The following is a 19,083-nucleotide window of genomic DNA, read 5'->3' on the forward strand; positions in this document are numbered from 1 at the left end:
TTCCGCTGCGATCAGCCAGCCGCCGGCCTGACCGGCAACACCCCCGAAGCGGCCACCGGCCCACAACAACGCCCCTACCCGTCAAACCGAGAGGAATAGCTCAACCCATGAACGAAATCCTGACCCTGCAGCCCGATGTCATCAGCAGACTGTCGCAAGGGCACGACGCTACGGTCACCGGTCTGCAGGCCGCGACGGCGGCGCCCGCCGGGATCAGCGCGAATGTTGCCACCACCCACGGCACGTTCACGTCGGAGTTCAACAATGCGCTCAGCGAATTCGAAGCCGTCCGCGCCCGCGCCGATCAGGCTCTGCAAGGGGTCGCAACCGGACTTTCCAAGAACCTGAACAAGGCGCTCACCGCGTACGTCAACACCGACCGAGCCGGCGCCGAGATCCTCGACCAACAGGTTGATCGCTGATCATGCCCGGTGGCTCGCTGCGAAATGGCACGGGCCCACGCTGCCAGCTGGCGCCCAGTGAGGGGCTCCAAACAGCTTTCACCATGCCCGCCAATGCACCTCAGAAAGGCACCTCACAATGGTCCAGCCCAGATCAAATGCCCACAGCAATCTGGACGCCCTGAAATTCTCGCGCACCGCCGACAACAAGGAATCAGCAATTGACGCGTTGCGCGCTTTCGCGCCGACTCAACCCGAGGAAGCCGATGTTGATTTGAGGAAGCCCTCCATAAGCCGGCAAAGGACGACAAAGCAGAGGAATGCGACCTGTTCACGGTGACCAATCCGCAGGGAACCGTGTCGGTGTCGGCCGTGTTGGGCGGCAAAATCCGCCGGGTCGAACTGTCGGAGGAAGTCACCACCATGGCTGAACCAAACCTTGCCGCAGAGATATATGTGATTGCCGACATGGCCCGGCAGAAAGCGCGGGCAGCTCAGCACACCCTCATGGTGCAAAGCATGAAGGACATCGAGAGCGAAGAACACCGCGCCAAGCTGCGTGAATTCCTCGGCACCATGTTGAACCTACCGACGCCAGAGCAGGCCGCCGCAGCACAGAAAGAGGTTTTCGCCACCCGATACGGTCGCGAATCCGCACGAAAATCTCGCGGCAATGGCCTAGACGGCGTTCCGGTATTCGCGAGGAGAGTAAGCGATGTGCATCGTGGAGCCGACTGGTGAACATGTCGGGCCAGGGCTCCGGCGTTGTTGATTAGCAGGCTTGTGAGCTGGGGAATTGTGGATTGAGGAGGTCTAGGCGGCGGTTGGCGGTCAAAGCGGTGATCCGGCAGGCTTCGGCGATGTTGTCGGCGCCGTTGAGGCGGTGCAGATTGATCGCGGTGTTGCGTAGCGTTGCTAGGACCTGTGCGCCGTTTCCGGTATGTGCCCTTTGACGGTCTTCGTCGAAGGTGACGTCGCGTATCCAGTGCAGGCTGTTCTCGATTCCCCAGTGTTGACGCATCCAGGTCATGATCGCGGTAGGGCGGGCGTGCTCGAACGGCAGGCTGCAGATGGCATAGACCACCTCCACGCTGCGCTGGTCGGTGGCGGTGATCAAGCGTTCACGAGTAATCCGGATGATTTGTTTTGCGTAGGGGAAGCCGATTCCTCGTGCAGCGGTGATGATTTGCAGGGTGCGGGTCTCGACACGGCCGTGGCCGCGGGAGTCGTCGGTAGCGGCTGCGGGCACCTCGGCCCAGGGCAGCGCGGTGATACGCGCAAGTATTTTGGCTTGGTTGGACTTGACGATCATCAGGTAGTGCGACTTCAAGGTGGCGCAGATCAACTTCGCGGTGACGACCTGGGTATGCATCGCATCCACGGTGACCAGCCACCGCAAGCTACCCGGCAGCAGCGTGAGCAGGGCACGTACTCAGGGAATTTCATTGCTTTTCTCGGCGACAGCGAGTTGACCGAGCACCAATCGGGCACGGTGGGCGAACACCGACACGAGATGCGTGGCTGTCGCTTTGGCGCGTAAAGCACCACGCAGCATCTTGCCGTCCAACGCGATCGGCACCAATCCACTGGGGTCGCTGCTGGCCACGTGTGCAGTGAAGTAACTGCCCATCCTGGCGTTGAGGTCGGCGGGGTCTAGCCGAGACAAAACAGCGCGGAAGGTCTTCTCACTGGGCCGCCGGAACCGGACCCCTAATTAGGCCAACACATCATCGGGAGCGGTGGCCGCCCATGTAGCAAAACCAGCATAGCCGCGCATCCCCGCGGCAGTGGCCAGAACCGCGATCGCCAACAAAGCCACCAGCGAATACCTCCGACCGCGTGGGTCCCTCGGGTCTGGCACCGAGACCAACACATCGAGAAACTCCGATCCGATGAGCTCGCTACGCTCACCAGGACTCCAGCGGTCGAACACCTCTGGAACCGACGACACAGGCAATACTGAAACGGTAGGCACGGGCAACTCCAGACCAACGACGAACAGTAACCAACTCGATCGTTCTCCAGATAGCCCGTGCCTACACTCCGGCCCCAATAGCGCGGCACCAAAGATCATCAACCCAGCTCACAAGCCTGCTAATCAACAACGCCGGAGCCCTGCATGTCGGGCTGATGCTCGACCCGGGTGGGTGGCCGGAGGCCGATGAGGACATCTTTTATGTCCGGGCCCAGCAGTACAGCCAGACATTGCGCCAAATCACCCATGTCTTGGACACGTGTCGGCAGCAGCGGCTCCACGTCTTCGAAGGCGGTGTCTGGTCGGGGGGTGCCGCTAATGCCGCCAACGGCGCGCTGGGCGCAAACATTGATCAACTGATGACGGTGCAGGTTCATCTCGCGACGGTGATTGCCTGGCATCGGTACGTCATCGGTACGTAGCCGATTTGATTGGGCAAGCCAAGTCGGAAATCGGTAACCATGTCGATGCTGCTCAACGAGAAATCAACATCGTGGAGCGGGATCAGACCCTCGACGCCGAACAGAAGACCGCCGCGATCGATTCGCTGATCAGTGTGGCGCATGCGGCCAATGTCGGCGTCGTTTCCAGCACCGCTGAGCAGGTGCTGGAGTTCAAGCATTGGAAGGCGCCGAAGAACGCCCTCGAACAGCTGCTGGATCAGAAGACGCCACCACCACTGCCGGACACACCGCCAGTGAGTGCGCTCCCGGATACACCGCCACTGGGCGCCCCGGCACCGACGGAACCGCCGCTGGTCACCCCCGGTATCGGAGCGAACCCGGCACCGGAAGGGGCTGCGAGTCCGGTCCGGCCGGTCGCGCCGGTCAGACCCGGTACTGCGGCACCGCCTACCTTGGGGGCGGTACCGATCGCGGCGTCACCGATCCCCGCAGCCACCCCGCGTCCGGCTCCGAGCCGGCAGGCCGTACCGGCAGCTGAGCTCAGACCTGCGACGTCGACCGATCAGACGCCCGTCACGGGTGGGCTTACCGATCAGCCGGCGCAGGCAGATCCGTCACAGTCCGGCGAGCAATCGGGGGTGGGTGTTGCGCCCGCCGCAATGACCGGCATGGCGCCCGCGCGGGTGGCCGGCGCAGCACCGAGCGGGGCCGGATTCGGCTCGACCGCGGATTCGGGCAGCGCAGGCCCGGCCACGGGGTGGGGCGCGCGGTCACGAGTTCCGGCTGGAACACCCCGGTTGGGTGGGTCGGTCCGGGGGCGCGCAGCGGCCCCCCGAGCGTCCGCGTATGGCGCGTCAGCCGCAGGGTCGTGGGCGACCGATCACACCAATGGCACCGATCAGCGCGAGTCAAACGATGCGCCCATGGCGGGACCGATGGTCCCGGTTGCGGCGGCCCGGGCGGCGCGCGATGCCGTGGCCGCAGGCTTCACCACCCGCGGTAAGGACCGGGATGATGCGCTGCGCTTGGCGCGCCGGATCGCGGCGGCGCTCAACGCGCCCGGTGGTGGCGCCGACCACGATTTCGGGTTCTTCTGGATCACCGCGGTGACCGTCGACGGCCAGATCGCGGTAGCCAACAGCTATGGGCTGGCCTTTATCCCGGACCGGGTCGAACTGCCCGACGTCGTGCAGATGGCCAGCGCCGATCACGCCATCCCCGCCGGCGAGCGGGCGCGCTGTGCTACCTATCCGCTACTGACCGTGCAGGCCTGGGCAACCCACCATGACACCACGCTGCGGGCGGTGATCGGCACCGCGGAGCAGCTGGCCGACTGCGATCCCGGGGTCGCCAAAATCATCCTGGAGCCCGACGACATCCCGGAGAGCGGCAAAATGACCGGCCGGTCCCGGCTGGAGGTGGTCAATCCTGCCGCCGCGGCTCGGCTGTCCGACACCAAAGATCCGAATTTGATCAAGCTGTTGCCGCCGGCCCCGGTTGCCGCGGATGTCCCGGCAGATCAGGACGGGATGTTGTGGTTCGAGGTGATGGCCCCCATGGCCAGCAGCGCCGCTGGCCGCGAGGCCGCACACCTGAGGGCCTTCCAGGCCTATGCCGCGCACGCGCAGGAACTCGCCCTGCACCTGGCACACTGCGCAGCCGATCCCGACACCGCGCGTGCCGCCATCGCCGACTGGCTGTACTGGCAACACATCGCCGGGCTACTCGGCAGCGCCCTGTGCAACGCGGCGTGAGACCGACCGCGAAGCTCAGAGCACCGTGACGTCGGGACCTGCCGACTGATTGTCGGCGGTCGTGCCGGTTCCGCCCTCGATCGGGGCACCACCCAGAGTCTGGGAGCCGGGTGCCGCGCCAGCGCCGTCCGCCCCGGCCTTGGCGTCGCGCTCGTCGTCGGCGTCATCGGCTTTCATGTCGTCGACCAGCAACCCGTGTTGCGCCGGTGCGGCACCGCCGGCCTGCGATGCCGTCGAGACGATTTGTTGCGTACTTTGACCGATGGATTGCGCCATCGGAGACGCATACTGCGCTACGAAAGCGGCTTGCGACCCCAGTTGAGCCAGTTGCGGGCCGGCCTCGGCGACCTGTGCGGCCACCTCGGAAATCTGTGGTGACAGCTGATCGATCAGCGTCTCTACGCCCTGCCGTGCGCGGTCCGCCCACTGCCAAGCAGACGTGGCCATCGACTGAACGAACTGACCTGCCTGATCTGTGACCGTGCTGCCGGTCAGGATTGGGGCCGAGCCGCGGAATTGATGCTGGCTTAGATTTTCGCCGAGCGACTCATCGACCTTCGTGTAAATGTCGGCCGCGGTGGCCATGCTCGACGCAGTATTTGCCATGTCAGCTTTTGCGCTGGGCAGTAAGTCGGTCACCGAAGATTCGATGTTGGGCATCGCCGTATTGATCGCGACCGATAGCGCATCCGTTCCAGCCGCGACAATCGGCGCCGGCGGCGTCGGAAAAACGAGGCCGCGCAGTCTTGTCCCCGCAGCACCTAAGCCAGCCGGATCGACGGCCAGTGGTTCAGCCATTGCCGAATCCCTTCTGTACGTTCGCTACCGAGCGAATTCCCTCCAATGCGACGGCGCGCCAATCACGCCGATATTCACGACCGGGTGTGACCACTCACGGCGCAAACCGAACGGCGCTCTGATCGCAAGAATCAAAATCGAATGGCTCGGTCGATATCATCGATGTCCGCGATCATAGTAGCAGCAATAATTGAATCGACACCGCGCCAAACAATTTCAGAATCGCATTTCATAATTGCCGACGCCCGACAAATATGCGACGCTGCGCCCGCCAAGAAAAAGCATGATCGCGGCTACCTTTGGGCAAATCCCCGGTTGCGTCCGGTCACAGTGCGGTGCAGAAAATCGCGTCGACCGGACCGCACCCGAACAGTCATCCGAGCGCGCCTGTCCTGCCACGAGCACACCGACCGGCGCCGGATTCCTAACCTCGGATCTTCGGACCGAATCCGCGCTAGCGCCCTGCTGCCTTACCGCCGGAGCTGGTCTGGAAACGGAACTCGACCACGTCGCCATCGGCCATGACGTAGTCCTTGCCCTCCATCCGGACCTTGCCGGCGGCTTTGGCCGCGGCCATCGACCCGGCGGCCAACAGGTCGTCGAAGGAAACGATCTCCGCCTTGATGAAGCCCTTTTCAAAGTCGGTATGGATCACCCCGGCCGCCTTGGGCGCGGTGTCGCCACGGTGGATGGTCCAGGCCCTGGCCTCCTTGGGTCCCACCGTCAGGTAGGTCTGCAGGTTGAGGGTGTGGAAGCCGGCGCGGGCCAGCGCGTCCAGGCCACGCTCGGTTTGTCCGATCGACTCCAGCAGTTCGGCGGCTGATTCCTCGTCGAGCTCGACCAGCTCCGCCTCGATCGCCGCGTCCAGGAAGACGGCGTCCGCCGGCGCGACCAGTTCACGCAGCTGGGCGACCCGCGCGGCATCGGTGAGCACCGACTCGTCGGCGTTGAACACGTACAGGAACGGTTTGGTGGTCAGCAGGTTCAGTTCACGCAGCAAGGAGGTGTCCACCCCGGCGGCGAACAGTGTCTTTCCACTGTCGAGCACCTCCTGGGCCGCCAGCGCCGCTTCGTGGACGGGCTTGCGCTCCTTGTTGTTGCGAGCTTCCTTCTCCAGCCTGGGCACGGCACGTTCGAGGGTTTGCATGTCGGCCAGGATCAGCTCGGTCTCGACGACTTCGATATCGGAGCGGGGATCGACCCGGCCGGACACGTGGGTCACGTCGTCGTCGTGGAACACCCGCACCACCTGACAGATCGCGTCGCACTCGCGAATGTGCGCCAGGAACTTGTTGCCCAGTCCGGCGCCCTCCGACGCTCCCTTGACCAGTCCGGCGATGTCGACGAAGGTCACCGGTGCCGCGACGATACGTTCCGATCCGAAAAGCTCCGCCAACTTGTCAAGTCGCGGGTCCGGCAGCGAAACGACCCCCTCGTTGGGCTCGACGGTGGCGAACGGATAGTTGGCTGCCAACACGTCGTTGCGTGTCAGCGCGTTGAAGAGTGTCGACTTGCCCACATTTGGCAGGCCCACGATTCCCAGGCTCAAGCTCACAGGGAGCCAAGTCTAAGGTGCCGCGATCTAGGCTTATGGGCGCCCATCCCCGTAGCGGATGCCGGGGGCACGCCCGTGACTACTGTCCAGGTATTTACGGGCCTTTGGGCGCATTGCCGGTACGGTCTAGATGTGTCAGCGGACCGGGCGAGAACAGCGGTGCCACCAAGCCACCGCTCAATCGTTCCCAATATTCCAGGTGCTCCGTGGTGGGGCGCGGTTCTCATCGCCGTCAGCACGACGGCACTCGGGTACGCGTTCGACGCCGGCCACAAGGATCTGACACACGTTTTCGCCGGCTTCTACATCGTGGGCTGCATCGCCGCGGTGCTGGCGGTCCGCCAATCGGGCGTGTTCACCGCGGTCATCCAGCCGCCGTTGATCCTCTTCATCACGGTGCCCGGTGCCTACTGGTTGTTCCACTCCGCCAAGATCGGCAAGTTCAAGGACCTCCTGATCAATTGCGGCTATCCGCTGATCGAACGTTTCCCATTGATGCTGGGCACCGCCGGTACGGTGCTGCTGATCGGCCTGATCAGGTGGTACATCGGGATGGCGCAACGAACGAGCGCGCTGGCCACCGGTGACGACGGCGAACCCACCACCGCCGCACGAACGCCGATTTTGCACAGCCTCGCCGAAAAATTGAGTGCCCTGCTGGGCGGTGACTCCGACGACCCCGACGACGTGGCCGATGCGGCCCCGCCAGCACCCGAAGCGGGCAGGCGGTCATCGCGAAGCGGCCGCAGCTCCACGGGCGGTCGGTCCACCACCCGGCGCACCGACCGCACCCGTGCGCGACGCACCCGCCCACCGGTAGAAGATCAGCCGGACCCGGGTGCCGAACGTCCGCGGCGCCGCCGTCCGACACCCCCTCCCGACAACGACGCGGCCGAACCGCCCCGGCGGGCGCGTCGCCGGCCCCGCCCACCGGGTGACTCGGACTTGCGCGCCACGCCGCCGCGCCAGCCGCGGCGTGATCCGCACACGCGGCGCAACCCGTACGAGTCCTACGAGCGGCCCGCGCCCCGCACCAGTCGCTTCGATCCCTACAGCGGATACGAGCCACCCGAGGCCCCGGAGTCCTTCGATCGGTATGAACGCCGGGCCGGCCGCTACGAGCCGTATGAGCCCTATGAGCCGTTTGAACCCTTCGAGCCCCCCCGCCGGCGCGGCAGCACCGGCGGGCCCAACAACGCCAACCCGAAACACCACCCGATCTCGCAGGTCCGCTATCGCGGGGCGGCGCCCCGCGACGAGGGCCGCGATCAATACCGCGACGAGCCTCGCCCGGATCGCCGGGGTCGTCCCCGCGCACCGCGCCGGCCCCAGGCCGAATCCTGGGAGTACGACGTCTGACGCCGTAACGCGGCGGAATCGCTAGCGCGCCGGCCGGATTTCCCGGGGCAGGGCGAATACCAGTGTCTCGTTGGCCGTGGTCACCGGCTGCACCATGTCGTAACCGCTCTCGGCCAGCCGTTCCAGCACACCACGTACCAGCACCTCGGGGACCGAAGCCCCCGACGTCACGCCGACCGTGGTGACACCTTGCAGCCACGACTGATCGATGTCGTCGGCCCAGTCCACCAGGTAGGCGGCTTGGGCGCCCGCACCCAACGCCACCTCGACCAGCCGTACCGAGTTCGACGAATTGCGCGAGCCGACGACCAGCACAAGGTCGCATTCGGGTGCCATCGCCTTGACCGCGACCTGGCGGTTCTGGGTCGCATAGCAGATGTCGTCGCTGGGCGGATCCTGCAGCTTGGGGAAGCGTTGGCGCAGTCGTGCGACGATCTCCATGGTCTCGTCCACCGACAACGTGGTTTGCGAGAGCCAGACCACCTTGTCTTCGTCGCGGATCGTCACCCGCTCGGCGCCGTCGAGCCCGTCGACGAGCTGTACGTGTTCGGGAGCCTCCCCGGCAGTTCCGACGACCTCCTCATGGCCCTCATGACCAATCAGCAGGATGTCGTAGTCGTTACGGGCGAACCGCCTGGCCTCGTTGTGCACCTTGGTGACCAGCGGGCAGGTGGCGTCGATGGTCTGCAGGTTGCGTTCGGCGGCGGCCGCGTAGACCGTCGGGGCGACGCCGTGGGCAGAGAACACCACGATGGCTCCCTCGGGAACCTGATCGGTCTCCTCGACGAATACCGCACCCGCCTTGGCCAGGGTGTCCACCACGTAGCGGTTGTGCACGATCTCGTGACGCACGTAGACGGGCGGACCGTGCTTTTCCAGCGCTCGCTCGACCGTCTCCACGGCGCGATCCACGCCCGCACAGTAACCTCGCGGCTCGGCCAATAGCACCCGTCTACGGGCCGGCACGTGCGCTACCGAACTCGAGGCACCGGGAATTCCCATGTCGATAGTCGGCACCATGCCATTCAGGGTACTTTCTGCCGCCACGGCTAGGCCATTCCCGACCATTTGCGCTCATGCCACCGCGGCTAGCTTGGACTTCGCCGCCGCTTGAGGCAGTCTTGGACCCATGGCAACTGCACCGTATGGGGTTCGGCTAATTGTCGGCGCGGCAACAGTCGCCGTCGAGGAGACCATGAAGCTGCCGCGGACCATCCTGATGTACCCGATGACATTGGCCAGCCAGGCGGCGCACCTGGTGATGCTGTTTCAACAGAACCTGGCCGAGTTGGTCATCAAGGGCGATTCCACCCTGGAGTCACTGTTTCCGCCGAAGGACGAACAGGCCGCGTGGGCGACCTTCGACGAGGACTTGCCGGATGATGCAAACGCCTTGGAAGGGTCCGCCACGGCATTGGCCGACAGCATGGACGCCGATCGTCGCACCGAGGGACGGTTCGCGTTGTATTCGGTGTCGGACCCCGCCGAATCCCGGGAAACCAGCTCGCCGGTCCGCAAGGCCCCGGCCAGGCAGCCGAAGTCGGCCGCCAAGCCGAGCACCGAGATACCTGCAGTCGCCGGCAAACTCGATTATGCGTCGTTGACCCTGGCCCAGCTTCGGGCCCGGCTTGCGTCGCTCAGTGTCGAGGACCTGGAGGCCCTGCTGGCCTATGAGCAGGCCACCAAGGCTCGTGCCCCGTTCCAGACGCTGCTCGCCAACAGGATCACCCGCGCGACCGCCAAGTGAGCCCAGCCGCAGCATCGAATTCGGCCGAGAACCCGTTCCCGGTACGCGCGGTGGCCATCCGGGTCGCCGGCTGGATCGACAGGTTGGGAGCGGTCTGGGTTGAGGGGCAACTAGCCCAGATCACGATACGACCCAACTCCAAGACGGTGTTCATGGTGCTGCGCGACCCCGCGGCGGACATGTCGCTGACCGTCACATGCCCGCGCGACCTGGTACTGAGCGCACCGGTGAAATTGACCGAAGGCACCCAGGTGGTGGTCTGCGGAAAGCCCTCGTTCTATACCGGGCGTGGCACATTTTCGCTGCGACTCAACGAGATTCGCGCTGTCGGGGTGGGTGAGCTGCTGGCCCGGATCGAACGGCTGCGCCGGCTGCTGGACGCCGAAGGACTCTTCGATCCGCGCCTCAAGCGGCCAATTCCCTTCTTGCCCAACACTGTCGGCCTGATCACCGGCAGAGCCAGCGCCGCCGAGCGTGACGTGACGACGGTTGCCGCGACGCGCTGGCCCGCAGTGCGATTCGCCGTCCGCAACACCGCCGTGCAGGGGCCCAATGCCGTCGCTCAGATCGTCGAAGCACTGCGTGAGCTCGATTCAGACCTGGAAGTCGATGTAATCGTGGTGGCCCGCGGTGGCGGCAGCGTCGAGGATCTCCTGCCGTTTTCCGACGAGACACTGTGCCGCGCGATCGCGGCGTGCCGCACACCCGTGATCAGTGCGGTCGGCCACGAACCCGATAATCCGCTGTGCGACCTGGTCGCCGATCTGCGCGCGGCCACCCCGACCGACGCGGCCAAGAAGGCAGTCCCCGACACTGCCGCCGAGCAACGCCTGGTCGCGGACCTGCGCCGGCGCAGTGCACAAGCGCTGCGCAATTGGGTTTCTCGGGAACAGCGGGCGTTGACCCAGTTGCGCAGCCGCCCCGTTCTTGCCGACCCGCTCAAGGCGCTGATCACCCGCTCCGATGAAATCCAGCGGGCCCGGTCAGCGCTTCGGCGTGATGTCAGCCGGCTGATCAGCACCGAAACCGAAAACATCGGCCACCTGGGTGCGCGGCTGGCCACCTTGGGTCCGGCGGCCACACTGGCCCGCGGATACGCGGTGGTGCAGACGGTTTCGACCGCCGGTCAACCAATGGAAGTGCTGCGGTCGGTCGACGGCGCGCCCGCGGGCACCAGACTACGAGTGCGGGTAGGCGACGGTGCCGTTACCGCGGTAAGCGAGGGACGTGTTGATGGAGCTTGACGACCACAACGGGGAAACCGACTCGGTTACACCCATTAGCCAGCTCGGCTACGAGGCGTGTCGCGACGAACTGATCGAAGTCGTGCGCCTCCTCGAACAGGGCGGACTGGACCTCGATACGTCGCTGAAGCTATGGGAAAGAGGCGAGGTACTCGCAAAAAGGTGCGAGAAACACTTAGCTGGCGCACGTCAGCGGGTGGCCGATTCGCTGGCCGCCAGCGAGGCCGAGCGGGACTGATCTTGGCCAGTATTGGGTATCGAACCATATTCCAAACTGGAACACGTTTTAGTTATGCTTCGGCCCATGGGTGATGCATCGCTGACAACCGAACTCGGCCGTGTCCTGGTTACCGGTGGCTCAGGATTTGTCGGGTCCAACCTGGTGACCACGCTGCTCGACCGTGGACATCACGTGCGTTCGTTCGACCGCGCGCCCTCGCCACTGCCCCCGCATCCGCAGTTGGAGGTGCTACAGGGGGACATCACCGACGCGGCCACCTGCGCCACAGCGGTCGACGGTGTCGACACGGTCTTTCACACCGCGGCCATCATCGAGCTGATGGGCGGCGCATCGGTGACCGACGAGTACCGCAAGCGCAGTTTCTCGGTCAACGTCGGCGGTACCGAGAATCTGGTGCGCGAGGGGCAGCAGGCCGGAGTGAAGCGGTTCGTCTACACCTCCTCGAACAGCGTGGTGATGGGCGGGCAAATCATCGCCGGCGGCGACGAAACGCTGCCCTATACCAATCGGTTCAATGACCTCTACACCGAAACCAAGGTGGTTGCAGAGAAATTCGTGTTGTCGCAGAACGGCAACAATGAAATGCTCACCTGCGCAATCCGTCCTAGCGGCATCTGGGGAACCGGCGATCAGCTGATGTTCCGCAAGTTGTTCGAAAGCGTGATCAAGGGCCACGTCAAGGTGCTGGTTGGGCCCAAGTCAGCACTGCTGGATAACTCCTACGTAGACAACCTGATTCACGGTTTCATTCTGGCGGCCCAGCATTTGGTGCCCGGCGGTAGCGCGCCCGGCCAGGCCTACTTCATCAACGACGCAGAGCCGATCAACATGTTCGAGTTCGCCCGGCCCGTGGTGGAAGCATGCGGGGAAAAATGGCCCCGAGTAAGGGTTTCCGGCCCGATGGTGCACCGGGCGATGACTGGTTGGCAACGACTGCACTTCCGGTTCGGATTGCCCGCGCCGCTGCTGGAGCCGCTGGCCGTCGAACGGCTGTACCTGGACAACTATTTCTCAGTCGACAAGGCCCGCCGCGACCTCGGTTATGAACCCAAGTTCACCACCGAACAGGCGCTCAAAGAATGCCTGCCCTATTACGTGGACCTGTTCCGCCAGATGAAAAGCGAAGTCAAAGCCGGCGGCCGGTGAACTAGCCGGCGGCCAGCAAGTCACGTTAACACTGGGGGCGGCGCGACCGTGGCGATGATTCACCAGAGGCGGGGCTGACCAACCACCACGTGATCGATCGACACCAACCCGGCACAGGTTTGACCACCGCCAGGCTCGGGCATCCTGGATGGGAGTCCTGTCATGCCAAGGAGGTGATCATGCCGAACCCCTCGATCAAGAACGAGAAGCTATACCGGGATCTGCGCAAAGAAGGCAGCTCCAAGGAAAGGGCAGCGCGGATTTCCAATGCGGCAGCTGCCCAGGGCACTTCCTCGGTGGGCCGCAAAGGCGGCAAGGCCCGGTCCTATCCGGACTGGACGGTGCCAGAACTGAAGAAACGGGCCAAAGAGCTTGGCATGTCCAGGTATTCGGGCCTGACAAAAGACGAGTTGATCAGCAAGCTGCGCAACCACTGAGCCCCATCGGGGCTGTGCGCCGAGAAACGTGGCGCCGGGATGATGGCAGGTGCTCTCCGAGCGGAGGGGCACCTGCCATCGTTGAGCACCCGGATCAACCAGCCATGAATTCGTGGTAGGCCGACTCGAGATCCGGCGGCAGCGCCGCCACATCGCACTGGCGCTCGGTATCAGCGATTGGCGCCAGAATGGCACGCAGGTCCTGGTACTCCTGCGGATGCGCCGTGAAATAGCTGCGCAAGCTGGCAGCTGCTGGTGCATACGGTTGCCCATAGGCAGCCATGACTATCTGGTTGGCACCTTCGTGGGCCGCCAAATATTGACGCGCCGAAGCGGTCACCGACGACACGGTGGCAGACACGCCTTGCGGACTGCAGTCAGCGGCTGCGGCCGCTTGGGGCGCACCCAGGAATCCGATGGCCAGTTCCCCGAGGAGGCAACCCGCACTGATGGACACCACTTGCCGGCGCGCACCAATACCGATGATTTTCTTCATCACTTGATTCCTTCGGATTGGCGAATCAATCGTTGAAGGTTCCCGAATACCCGCAGGGCTCCGGCGTTGTTGATTAGCAGGCTTGTGAGCTGGGTTGATGATCTTTGGTGCCGCGCTATTGGGGCCGGAGTGTAGGCACGGGCTATCTGGAGAACGATCGAGTTGGTTACTGTTCGTCGTTGGTCTGGAGTTGCCCGTGCCTACCGTTTCAGTATTGCCTGTGTCGTCGGTTCCAGAGGTGTTCGACCGCTGGAGTCCTGGTGAGCGCAGTGAGCTCATCGGATCGGAGTTTCTCGATGTGTTGGCCTCGGTGCCAGACCCGAGGGACCCACGCGGTCGGAGGTATTCGCTGATGGCTTTGTTGGCGATCGCGGTTCTGGCCACTGCCGCGGGGATGCGCGGCTATGCTGGTTTTGCCACATGGGCGGCCACCGCTCCCGATGATGTGTTGGCCCAATTAGGGGTCCGGTTCCGGCGGCCCAGTGAGAAGACCTTCCGCGCTGTTTTGTCTCGGCTAGACCCCGCCGACCTCAACGCCAGGATGGGCAGTTACTTCACTGCACACGTGGCCAGCAGCGACCCCAGTGGATTGGTGCCGATCGCGTTGGACGGCAAGATGCTGCGTGGTGCTTTACGCGCCAAAGCGACAGCCACGCATCTCGTGTCGGTGTTCGCCCACCGTGCCCGATTGGTGCTCAGTCAACTCGCTGTCGCCGAGAAAAGCAATGAAATTCCCTGCGTACGTGCCCTGCTCACGCTGCTGCCGGGTAGCTTGCGGTGGCTGGTCACCGTGGATGCGATGCATACCCAGGTCGTCACCGCGAAGTTGATCTGCGCCACCTTGAAGTCGCACTACCTGATGATCGTCAAGTCCAACCAAGCCAAAATACTTGCGCGTATCACCGCGCTGCCCTGGGCCGAGGTGCCCACAGCCGCTACCGACGACTCCCGCGGCCACGGCCGTGTCGAGACCCGCACCCTGCAAATCATCACCGCTGCACGAGGAATCGGCTTCCCCTACGCAAAACAAATCATCCGGATCACTCGTGAACGCTTGATCACCGCCACCGACCAGCGCAGCGTGGAGGTGGTCTATGCCATCTGCAGCCTGCCGTTCGAGCACGCCCGCCCTACCGCGATCATGACCTGGATGCGTCAACACTGGGGAATCGAGAACAGCCTGCACTGGATACGCGACGTCACCTTCGACGAAGACCGTCAAAGGGCACATACCGGAAACGGCGCACAGGTCCTAGCAACGCTACGCAACACCGCGATCAATCTGCACCGCCTCAACGGCGCCGACAACATCACCGAAGCCTGCCGGATCACCGCTTTGACCGCCAACCGCCGCCTAGACCTCCTCAATCCACAATTCCCCAGCTCACAAGCCTGCTAATCAACAACGCCGGAGCCCTGCGAATACCCGGGATCCAAGGTAGCGGAGGAATTTGGCCCAGGTCGGTGACCGGGTTCGCTCATTCGACCGCTTCCCGGTGATCTGCCGGGCAAGCGTGGTGACTGTGCGAAGCAAGCGACCAGAGTGACGCGCGAAGCCTGAAAGTCTCGGAAAAGACGGATCGGTTCTTATCGAATCGTGACACGGACCGTGACCAAACCGTAGTCATCAGCGCCGGCGGAAACGCATCAATCCACGACGTCTACGGACACAGGTCGACAAGTTCTGGTCGACCAGGCCCCGAGGGGATGGTCCAGGTAACGACATTGGTATCGCCTGCAAAAGCGAGGCCGCTGTTGCCCGGCATGCCGGGTAGCTCGGTGCCGGTATCGTCAGCCAGCGCCCCCGGCCCGGTCCGAATTACCCGTACCCAACTCAACATCGGCCTGCGCCGCATCGCGGTCACCCGGATTCGCCTCGGCGGCCCTGTCTCGCACGCCGCCTTGCCAACACCGTCTTCGGTCATCGGCACATCGACCGACAAAATCCGTCAAACCACTTGCCAACCGGTAGCGGCTTGGCATAGGAGAAATTCATAGTAGGAAGCAACAAGATGCGGTGTCTTTTCCGGCCGTCATTTCTGGTTGTTCCGCATGGGAGGCGCCCGGTGTCGTTTGTGATCGCTGAGCCCGAGTTGCTCGCTGCCACCGCTACCCACCTGTCCTCGCTCAGGACGACACTCGTTGCGGCCAACGCAGCTGCGGCAGTTCCGACCACGGGGCTCCTGGCTGCAGCCGATGACGAGGTGTCGGTGGCCATCGCCGCAGGTTTTCGCGCGTACGGCCAGGCATATCAAGCGCTGAGCACTCGAGCCGCGGATGTTCATGCGCGATTCGTACAAGCGTTGGCTGCTGGCGCCGATCGGTATGCCAGCGCCGAAGCCGCCAATGCCGGGCAGCAACTGCTCGACATCATCAACGCCCCCACCCAGGCATTGATTGGCCGCCCGCTGATCGGCAATGGCACCAACGGAGCACCGGGAACCGGCCAAGACGGCGGGCCGGGTGGACTATTGATCGGCAACGGCGGGTCCGGGGGCTCCGGCGCTGCGGGCACCAACGGCGGCAACGGTGGCGCCGCAGGATTGTTGGGCGCCGGTGGTGCCGGTGGTGTGGGCAGCTTCGGGCTGCCTGGGGGTGCGGGCGGCAACGGCGGAGCAGGCGGAGCCGGCGGCCTGTTCGGCAACGGCGGCAACGGCGGCACCGGCGGGGGCTCCTTGGACGGCAACGGCGGCAGCGGCGGGGCAGGCGGCGCGGGCGGCTTCTTGGATTCGGGCGGCAAAGGCGGGGTTGGAGGCGTCAGCGCGCACCAGGTCGGCGGCACGGGTGGTCCCGGTGGGACCGGTGGACTACTGGGCGCGGGCGGCGCCGGTGGTGATGGCGGGCAAGCCGATGACGCCATCGGCGGAACCGGAGGCACCGGCGGAAGCGGCGGCACGCTCTACGGATCCGGCGGGCTCGGCGGCAATGGCGGCAACGGCGGCCACCAGGGGGGCCTGGGTGGAGCGGGTGGCTCGGGCGGGCTGTTCGGCGACGGCGGCTCCGGCGGCGACGGCGGAACCGGCGGCACCAATGGCGCAGCCGGTAGAGCAGGCGGTCGTGGCGGCTTGCTCTATGGATCCGGTGGCTTCGGTGGTGACGGCGGCAACGGGCAACCGGCCGGATGGCGGCGCGGGCGGCGCGGGCGGCGCCGGCGGCCTGCTGGGCGCCGGCGGTAACGGTGGCGACGGCGGGGTTGGCCACGACAACGGCGGGGCAGGCGGCGCCGGCGGCCGAGCCGGCCCGCTAGTAGGACCGGGGGGACAACGGGGGCGACGGTGGCGCCGCGGGTCTCCACGGTGGCCAGGGAGGGGGCGGCGGCAACGCGGGCATCCTGCTCGGCAATGGCGGTGCCGGCGGCACCGGCGGCTGGGGCGGCTTCAGCGTGCCTGGTCAGGGCGGGACCGGTGGAGCCGGAGGACATGCTGGGCTGATCGGCAACGGCGGTAACGGTGGCGCCGGCGGGATCACCTCGGTCGCCGGTGGCACCGGCGGCGACGGGGGCAAAGGTGGCGATGCATGGGTGATCGGCAACGGCGGCAATGGCGGCAGCGGCGGCACCGGCACCCAACCGGGTGGCCCGGGTGTGGGGGGATCCGGGGGTTCACTGATCGGCCAGCATGGGTTGAACGGGTAGCGAACGACACGGGGACCCCGCACGACACCTCGACATCACCAGTCCGACCGTCCAGCGATGGCTCGACCGGTCCCGCTCGCGCGGCAGCCGCGCGGCGCCCGAGAGGACAACCGGCACGCCGACCGTCACCACCACGTCAAGATTTGTGACGCCGCATTGGGTGTCTTCGGCCCGCATTGCGCACACCGCGCGGCAAAGAACGGAGCAGCGTCCCGCCTTCGTCGTCTGCCCACCTGTGACGAACGTGAAACAGACACCCCATGGTCCGCCTACCGGAAACCCACGACCTCCCGGCCCCAGGCGGCGCGAATGGGTGCGTCGATATCGCGCGCAACCCTGTCGGACTTGTCGATGACCAGGCAAACGCGGTCGCCGTCCTGGTAAGCCGGCCAGTCCGGTTCACCGGCGGGGCCCGCGGGATTGTCCTGGGTAGCAAAGTTGATCCACCGGGTCCGCATCCTCTTGGAGACGGCCTTGGCGGTTTTCGCGCCACCGAGTCGCAAGGTGGGGTCCTGCGGTCCCCCGAGATTGCCCCAGACGTAGGGCAGCTCGGTCGCGTGAGCAGCCCGGACCAGCAACAGCTTCAGCAGCGGCGTGGAGTAGTCGAAGCGGTACAAGTACACCGGCGCCACCCTGCTGTGGCCCTCGGCCAGCCATACCGATGGCATCCGAAAGCCGACGTCGGTGGCGATGCTGAGCGGCCTGGCCCTGCGCCGCAGCCGGGAATAGGCCAGCCCGATCTCCTCTTCGGTCGGCAATTGCAGGTCGGGCTGCTCGGCGGCGATCTGGGTGAACATGGACGTGATCGCGCGCGGCGTGATCGGCATCAGCGGCGATCGCATCAGCCGGAACAGCGCGGCTTCATGCTTGTTGGTGCCGATCAGCAATGGGACCGGGTGCGAGCGGCCCTCCTGAGCGACCTTCACCGGATAGTCGGTGAGCACATCGCCGTCGACGATCGGGACGAACGCCAACGTGCCGGGGTTACGCACCGGCACTTCGTTGAATACTTCTGTCGAGGCGGCAACGATCGCCGCGGTGGGCAGCTGCGTCAGTTTGTCCACGTCGCTGGCGGCGATTCCCAGCTTGTCGAGCAGGTGCACCGCGACACGCTGCGCCCTTTCCCGGTCGTATACCGAGGTAGCCGGCGAGCTTTGGGCGATCGCGCGGGAGAACAAGCCCCGAGCCGCCGGGGTCACCAGCAGCGTCGTCACCAGCCCCGCACCGGCGGATTCACCGAACAGCGTGATGTTGGCGGGATCGCCGCCGAACGCCGCGATGTTCTCGCGTACCCAATGCAATGTAGCCAGCACATCACGCAGCCCGACGTTGGAATCAAAACTCCGTCCGGCATGGCTCAACGACGACAGGTCCAGGAAGCCCAGAGCACCGAGCCGATAGTTCACCGTCACCACGATGACCTCACCGCTGCTGGCCAACCTCCGGCCGTCATAGAGGGCCTGACTTGCCGAGCCCAGCATGTATGCGCCACCGTGCAGCCACACCATCACCGGTTTCGCGGCACCGGGTGCGGTGTTCGCTGGCGCCCAGATGTTCAGCCGTAGACAGTCTTCGTCCTGCGGCGCGCCGAGGTCGATGGGCATGTTGGCCAGCACCGGCTGAGGGCAGACCGGCCCGAAAGCGGTGGCATCGGCGATCTCGGTCCATGGTTGGGGTGGCTGTGGGGCCCGGAACCGCAGCTCGCCCACGGGCGGCGCTCCATACCGGATGCCCTTCCACGATTTAGTCCGAACCCCGCTACCGGCCGCTGCAATGCCGTCTTCGGCGCCCCGGACCGGCCCGTAGGCGGTTTCGACCACATAGCCGTCACTCGCCATTCGTCTGATGTCACTGGTCATAATTGTGAAAACTCCTGTTCCCCTTGGCTCAGG

General features: G+C 65.1%; 18 protein-coding genes and 2 pseudogenes. 11 read left to right on the forward strand and 9 right to left on the reverse strand.

Annotated elements, in window-relative coordinates; translation table 11 throughout:
• Nucleotides 1–107: 107 nt before the first annotated feature.
• A complete protein-coding gene (locus tag CKW46_RS24090) occupies nt 108–422 on the forward strand; it encodes an ESX-1 secretion-associated protein (RefSeq protein ID WP_015356888.1) in 315 nt (104 codons plus the stop codon).
• A gap of 315 nt (nt 423–737) precedes the next feature.
• Nucleotides 738–1,142, forward strand: coding sequence for a hypothetical protein (locus CKW46_RS24095; protein ID WP_482052495.1), 405 nt, complete (start codon nt 738–740; stop codon nt 1,140–1,142).
• A 31-nt stretch (nt 1,143–1,173) separates the two neighbouring features.
• Here CKW46_RS24095 and CKW46_RS24100 read toward each other — a convergent pair.
• The 4 genes and pseudogenes from CKW46_RS24100 to CKW46_RS24115 form a co-directional block, all read right to left on the reverse strand.
• Nucleotides 1,174–2,376: pseudogene (locus CKW46_RS24100) on the reverse strand (ISAs1-like element IS2404/ISMul1 family transposase).
• 119 nt (nt 2,377–2,495) lie between these two features.
• Nucleotides 2,496–2,777, reverse strand: coding sequence for a hypothetical protein (locus CKW46_RS24105; protein ID WP_482052496.1), 282 nt, complete (start codon nt 2,775–2,777; stop codon nt 2,496–2,498).
• Complete coding sequence (locus tag CKW46_RS24110) at nt 2,750–2,998, reverse strand: hypothetical protein (protein WP_420891785.1); 249 nt, start codon at nt 2,996–2,998, stop codon at nt 2,750–2,752. Before CKW46_RS24110 ends, CKW46_RS24105 begins: the two co-directional genes overlap by 28 nt.
• Nucleotides 2,999–3,036: 38 nt before the next feature.
• The gene (locus tag CKW46_RS24115) at nt 3,037–3,276 is read right to left on the reverse strand and encodes a hypothetical protein (RefSeq protein ID WP_482052497.1); all 240 of its coding nucleotides are present in this window, start codon (nt 3,274–3,276) and stop codon (nt 3,037–3,039) included.
• Between the two features lie 427 nt (nt 3,277–3,703).
• Between CKW46_RS24115 and CKW46_RS24120 the strand changes: the two genes are divergently transcribed.
• The gene (locus CKW46_RS24120; RefSeq protein ID WP_420891783.1) at nt 3,704–4,534 is read left to right on the forward strand and encodes an EspK C-terminal domain-containing protein; all 831 of its coding nucleotides are present in this window, start codon (nt 3,704–3,706) and stop codon (nt 4,532–4,534) included.
• 15 nt (nt 4,535–4,549) lie between these two features.
• On the opposite strand, the gene CKW46_RS24125 is transcribed toward CKW46_RS24120, so the two are convergent.
• Both CKW46_RS24125 and ychF read right to left on the reverse strand, forming a co-directional pair.
• Nucleotides 4,550–5,332, reverse strand: a complete 783-nt coding sequence (locus tag CKW46_RS24125) for a hypothetical protein (RefSeq protein ID WP_015356892.1) — start codon at nt 5,330–5,332, stop codon at nt 4,550–4,552.
• A 454-nt stretch (nt 5,333–5,786) separates the two neighbouring features.
• On the reverse strand, nt 5,787–6,887 hold the full coding sequence (gene ychF / locus CKW46_RS24130; RefSeq protein WP_036426329.1) for a redox-regulated ATPase YchF: 1,101 nt from the start codon (nt 6,885–6,887) through the stop codon (nt 5,787–5,789).
• 132 nt (nt 6,888–7,019) lie between these two features.
• On the opposite strand from ychF, the gene CKW46_RS24135 reads away from it, so the two are divergent.
• The gene (locus CKW46_RS24135) at nt 7,020–8,246 is read left to right on the forward strand and encodes a DUF6542 domain-containing protein (RefSeq protein ID WP_117435355.1); all 1,227 of its coding nucleotides are present in this window, start codon (nt 7,020–7,022) and stop codon (nt 8,244–8,246) included.
• A gap of 21 nt (nt 8,247–8,267) precedes the next feature.
• Here the strand turns inward: CKW46_RS24135 and CKW46_RS24140 are convergent, their stop codons facing one another.
• A complete protein-coding gene (locus CKW46_RS24140; protein ID WP_041299550.1) occupies nt 8,268–9,266 on the reverse strand; it encodes a 4-hydroxy-3-methylbut-2-enyl diphosphate reductase in 999 nt (332 codons plus the stop codon).
• A 109-nt stretch (nt 9,267–9,375) separates the two neighbouring features.
• Between CKW46_RS24140 and CKW46_RS24145 the strand changes: the two genes are divergently transcribed.
• From CKW46_RS24145 to CKW46_RS24165, 5 genes are all read left to right on the forward strand, one after another.
• The gene (locus CKW46_RS24145; RefSeq protein WP_011738548.1) at nt 9,376–9,993 is read left to right on the forward strand and encodes a lipid droplet-associated protein; all 618 of its coding nucleotides are present in this window, start codon (nt 9,376–9,378) and stop codon (nt 9,991–9,993) included.
• Nucleotides 9,990–11,237 (forward strand): exodeoxyribonuclease VII large subunit, encoded by a 1,248-nt coding sequence (gene xseA, locus CKW46_RS24150; protein WP_015356896.1) that lies wholly within the window; start codon nt 9,990–9,992, stop codon nt 11,235–11,237. The genes CKW46_RS24145 and xseA overlap by 4 nt, the downstream gene beginning before the upstream one ends.
• On the forward strand, nt 11,227–11,475 hold the full coding sequence (locus CKW46_RS24155; protein ID WP_117435354.1) for an exodeoxyribonuclease VII small subunit: 249 nt from the start codon (nt 11,227–11,229) through the stop codon (nt 11,473–11,475). Before xseA ends, CKW46_RS24155 begins: the two co-directional genes overlap by 11 nt.
• Nucleotides 11,476–11,529: 54 nt before the next feature.
• Nucleotides 11,530–12,624, forward strand: coding sequence for a 3-beta-hydroxysteroid dehydrogenase (locus CKW46_RS24160; RefSeq protein WP_012395922.1), 1,095 nt, complete (start codon nt 11,530–11,532; stop codon nt 12,622–12,624).
• A 179-nt stretch (nt 12,625–12,803) separates the two neighbouring features.
• Nucleotides 12,804–13,061, forward strand: a complete 258-nt coding sequence (locus CKW46_RS24165; RefSeq protein WP_015356899.1) for a DUF7218 family protein — start codon at nt 12,804–12,806, stop codon at nt 13,059–13,061.
• 94 nt (nt 13,062–13,155) lie between these two features.
• Here CKW46_RS24165 and CKW46_RS24170 read toward each other — a convergent pair whose 3' ends face one another.
• On the reverse strand, nt 13,156–13,557 hold the full coding sequence (locus tag CKW46_RS24170; RefSeq protein WP_117435353.1) for a heme-binding protein: 402 nt from the start codon (nt 13,555–13,557) through the stop codon (nt 13,156–13,158).
• A 196-nt stretch (nt 13,558–13,753) separates the two neighbouring features.
• On the opposite strand from CKW46_RS24170, the gene CKW46_RS24175 reads away from it, so the two are divergent.
• Nucleotides 13,754–14,956, forward strand: a complete 1,203-nt coding sequence (locus CKW46_RS24175) for an ISAs1-like element IS2404/ISMul1 family transposase (protein ID WP_482053471.1) — start codon at nt 13,754–13,756, stop codon at nt 14,954–14,956.
• Nucleotides 14,957–15,623: 667 nt separating this feature from the next.
• Nucleotides 15,624–17,185: pseudogene (locus tag CKW46_RS24180) on the forward strand (PE family protein); the annotation flags it as partial.
• Nucleotides 17,186–17,460: 275 nt separating this feature from the next.
• Here CKW46_RS24180 and CKW46_RS24185 read toward each other — a convergent pair.
• On the reverse strand, nt 17,461–19,029 hold the full coding sequence (locus tag CKW46_RS24185; RefSeq protein ID WP_482052500.1) for a carboxylesterase/lipase family protein: 1,569 nt from the start codon (nt 19,027–19,029) through the stop codon (nt 17,461–17,463).
• Between the last annotated feature and the right edge of the window lie 54 nt (nt 19,030–19,083).

Source organism: Mycobacterium liflandii (assembly GCF_022354805.1).
Lineage (GTDB): Bacteria > Actinomycetota > Actinomycetes > Mycobacteriales > Mycobacteriaceae > Mycobacterium > Mycobacterium marinum.

Coding starts and splice junctions, on each gene's coding strand:
- CKW46_RS24145 (WP_011738548.1), top strand. CDS start 9,376: ATGGCAACTGCACCGTATGGGGTTCGGCTAATTGTCGGCGCGGCAACA.
- CKW46_RS24185 (WP_482052500.1), bottom strand. CDS start 19,029: ATGGCGAGTGACGGCTATGTGGTCGAAACCGCCTACGGGCCGGTCCGG.
- CKW46_RS24090 (WP_015356888.1), top strand. CDS start 108: ATGAACGAAATCCTGACCCTGCAGCCCGATGTCATCAGCAGACTGTCG.
- CKW46_RS24125 (WP_015356892.1), bottom strand. CDS start 5,332: ATGGCTGAACCACTGGCCGTCGATCCGGCTGGCTTAGGTGCTGCGGGG.
- CKW46_RS24170 (WP_117435353.1), bottom strand. CDS start 13,557: ATGAAGAAAATCATCGGTATTGGTGCGCGCCGGCAAGTGGTGTCCATC.
- CKW46_RS24120 (WP_420891783.1), top strand. CDS start 3,704: ATGGCGGGACCGATGGTCCCGGTTGCGGCGGCCCGGGCGGCGCGCGAT.
- CKW46_RS24140 (WP_041299550.1), bottom strand. CDS start 9,266: ATGGTGCCGACTATCGACATGGGAATTCCCGGTGCCTCGAGTTCGGTA.
- CKW46_RS24110 (WP_420891785.1), bottom strand. CDS start 2,998: ATGCTTGAACTCCAGCACCTGCTCAGCGGTGCTGGAAACGACGCCGAC.
- CKW46_RS24160 (WP_012395922.1), top strand. CDS start 11,530: ATGCTTCGGCCCATGGGTGATGCATCGCTGACAACCGAACTCGGCCGT.
- CKW46_RS24105 (WP_482052496.1), bottom strand. CDS start 2,777: ATGCCAGGCAATCACCGTCGCGAGATGAACCTGCACCGTCATCAGTTG.
- CKW46_RS24165 (WP_015356899.1), top strand. CDS start 12,804: ATGCCGAACCCCTCGATCAAGAACGAGAAGCTATACCGGGATCTGCGC.
- CKW46_RS24155 (WP_117435354.1), top strand. CDS start 11,227: ATGGAGCTTGACGACCACAACGGGGAAACCGACTCGGTTACACCCATT.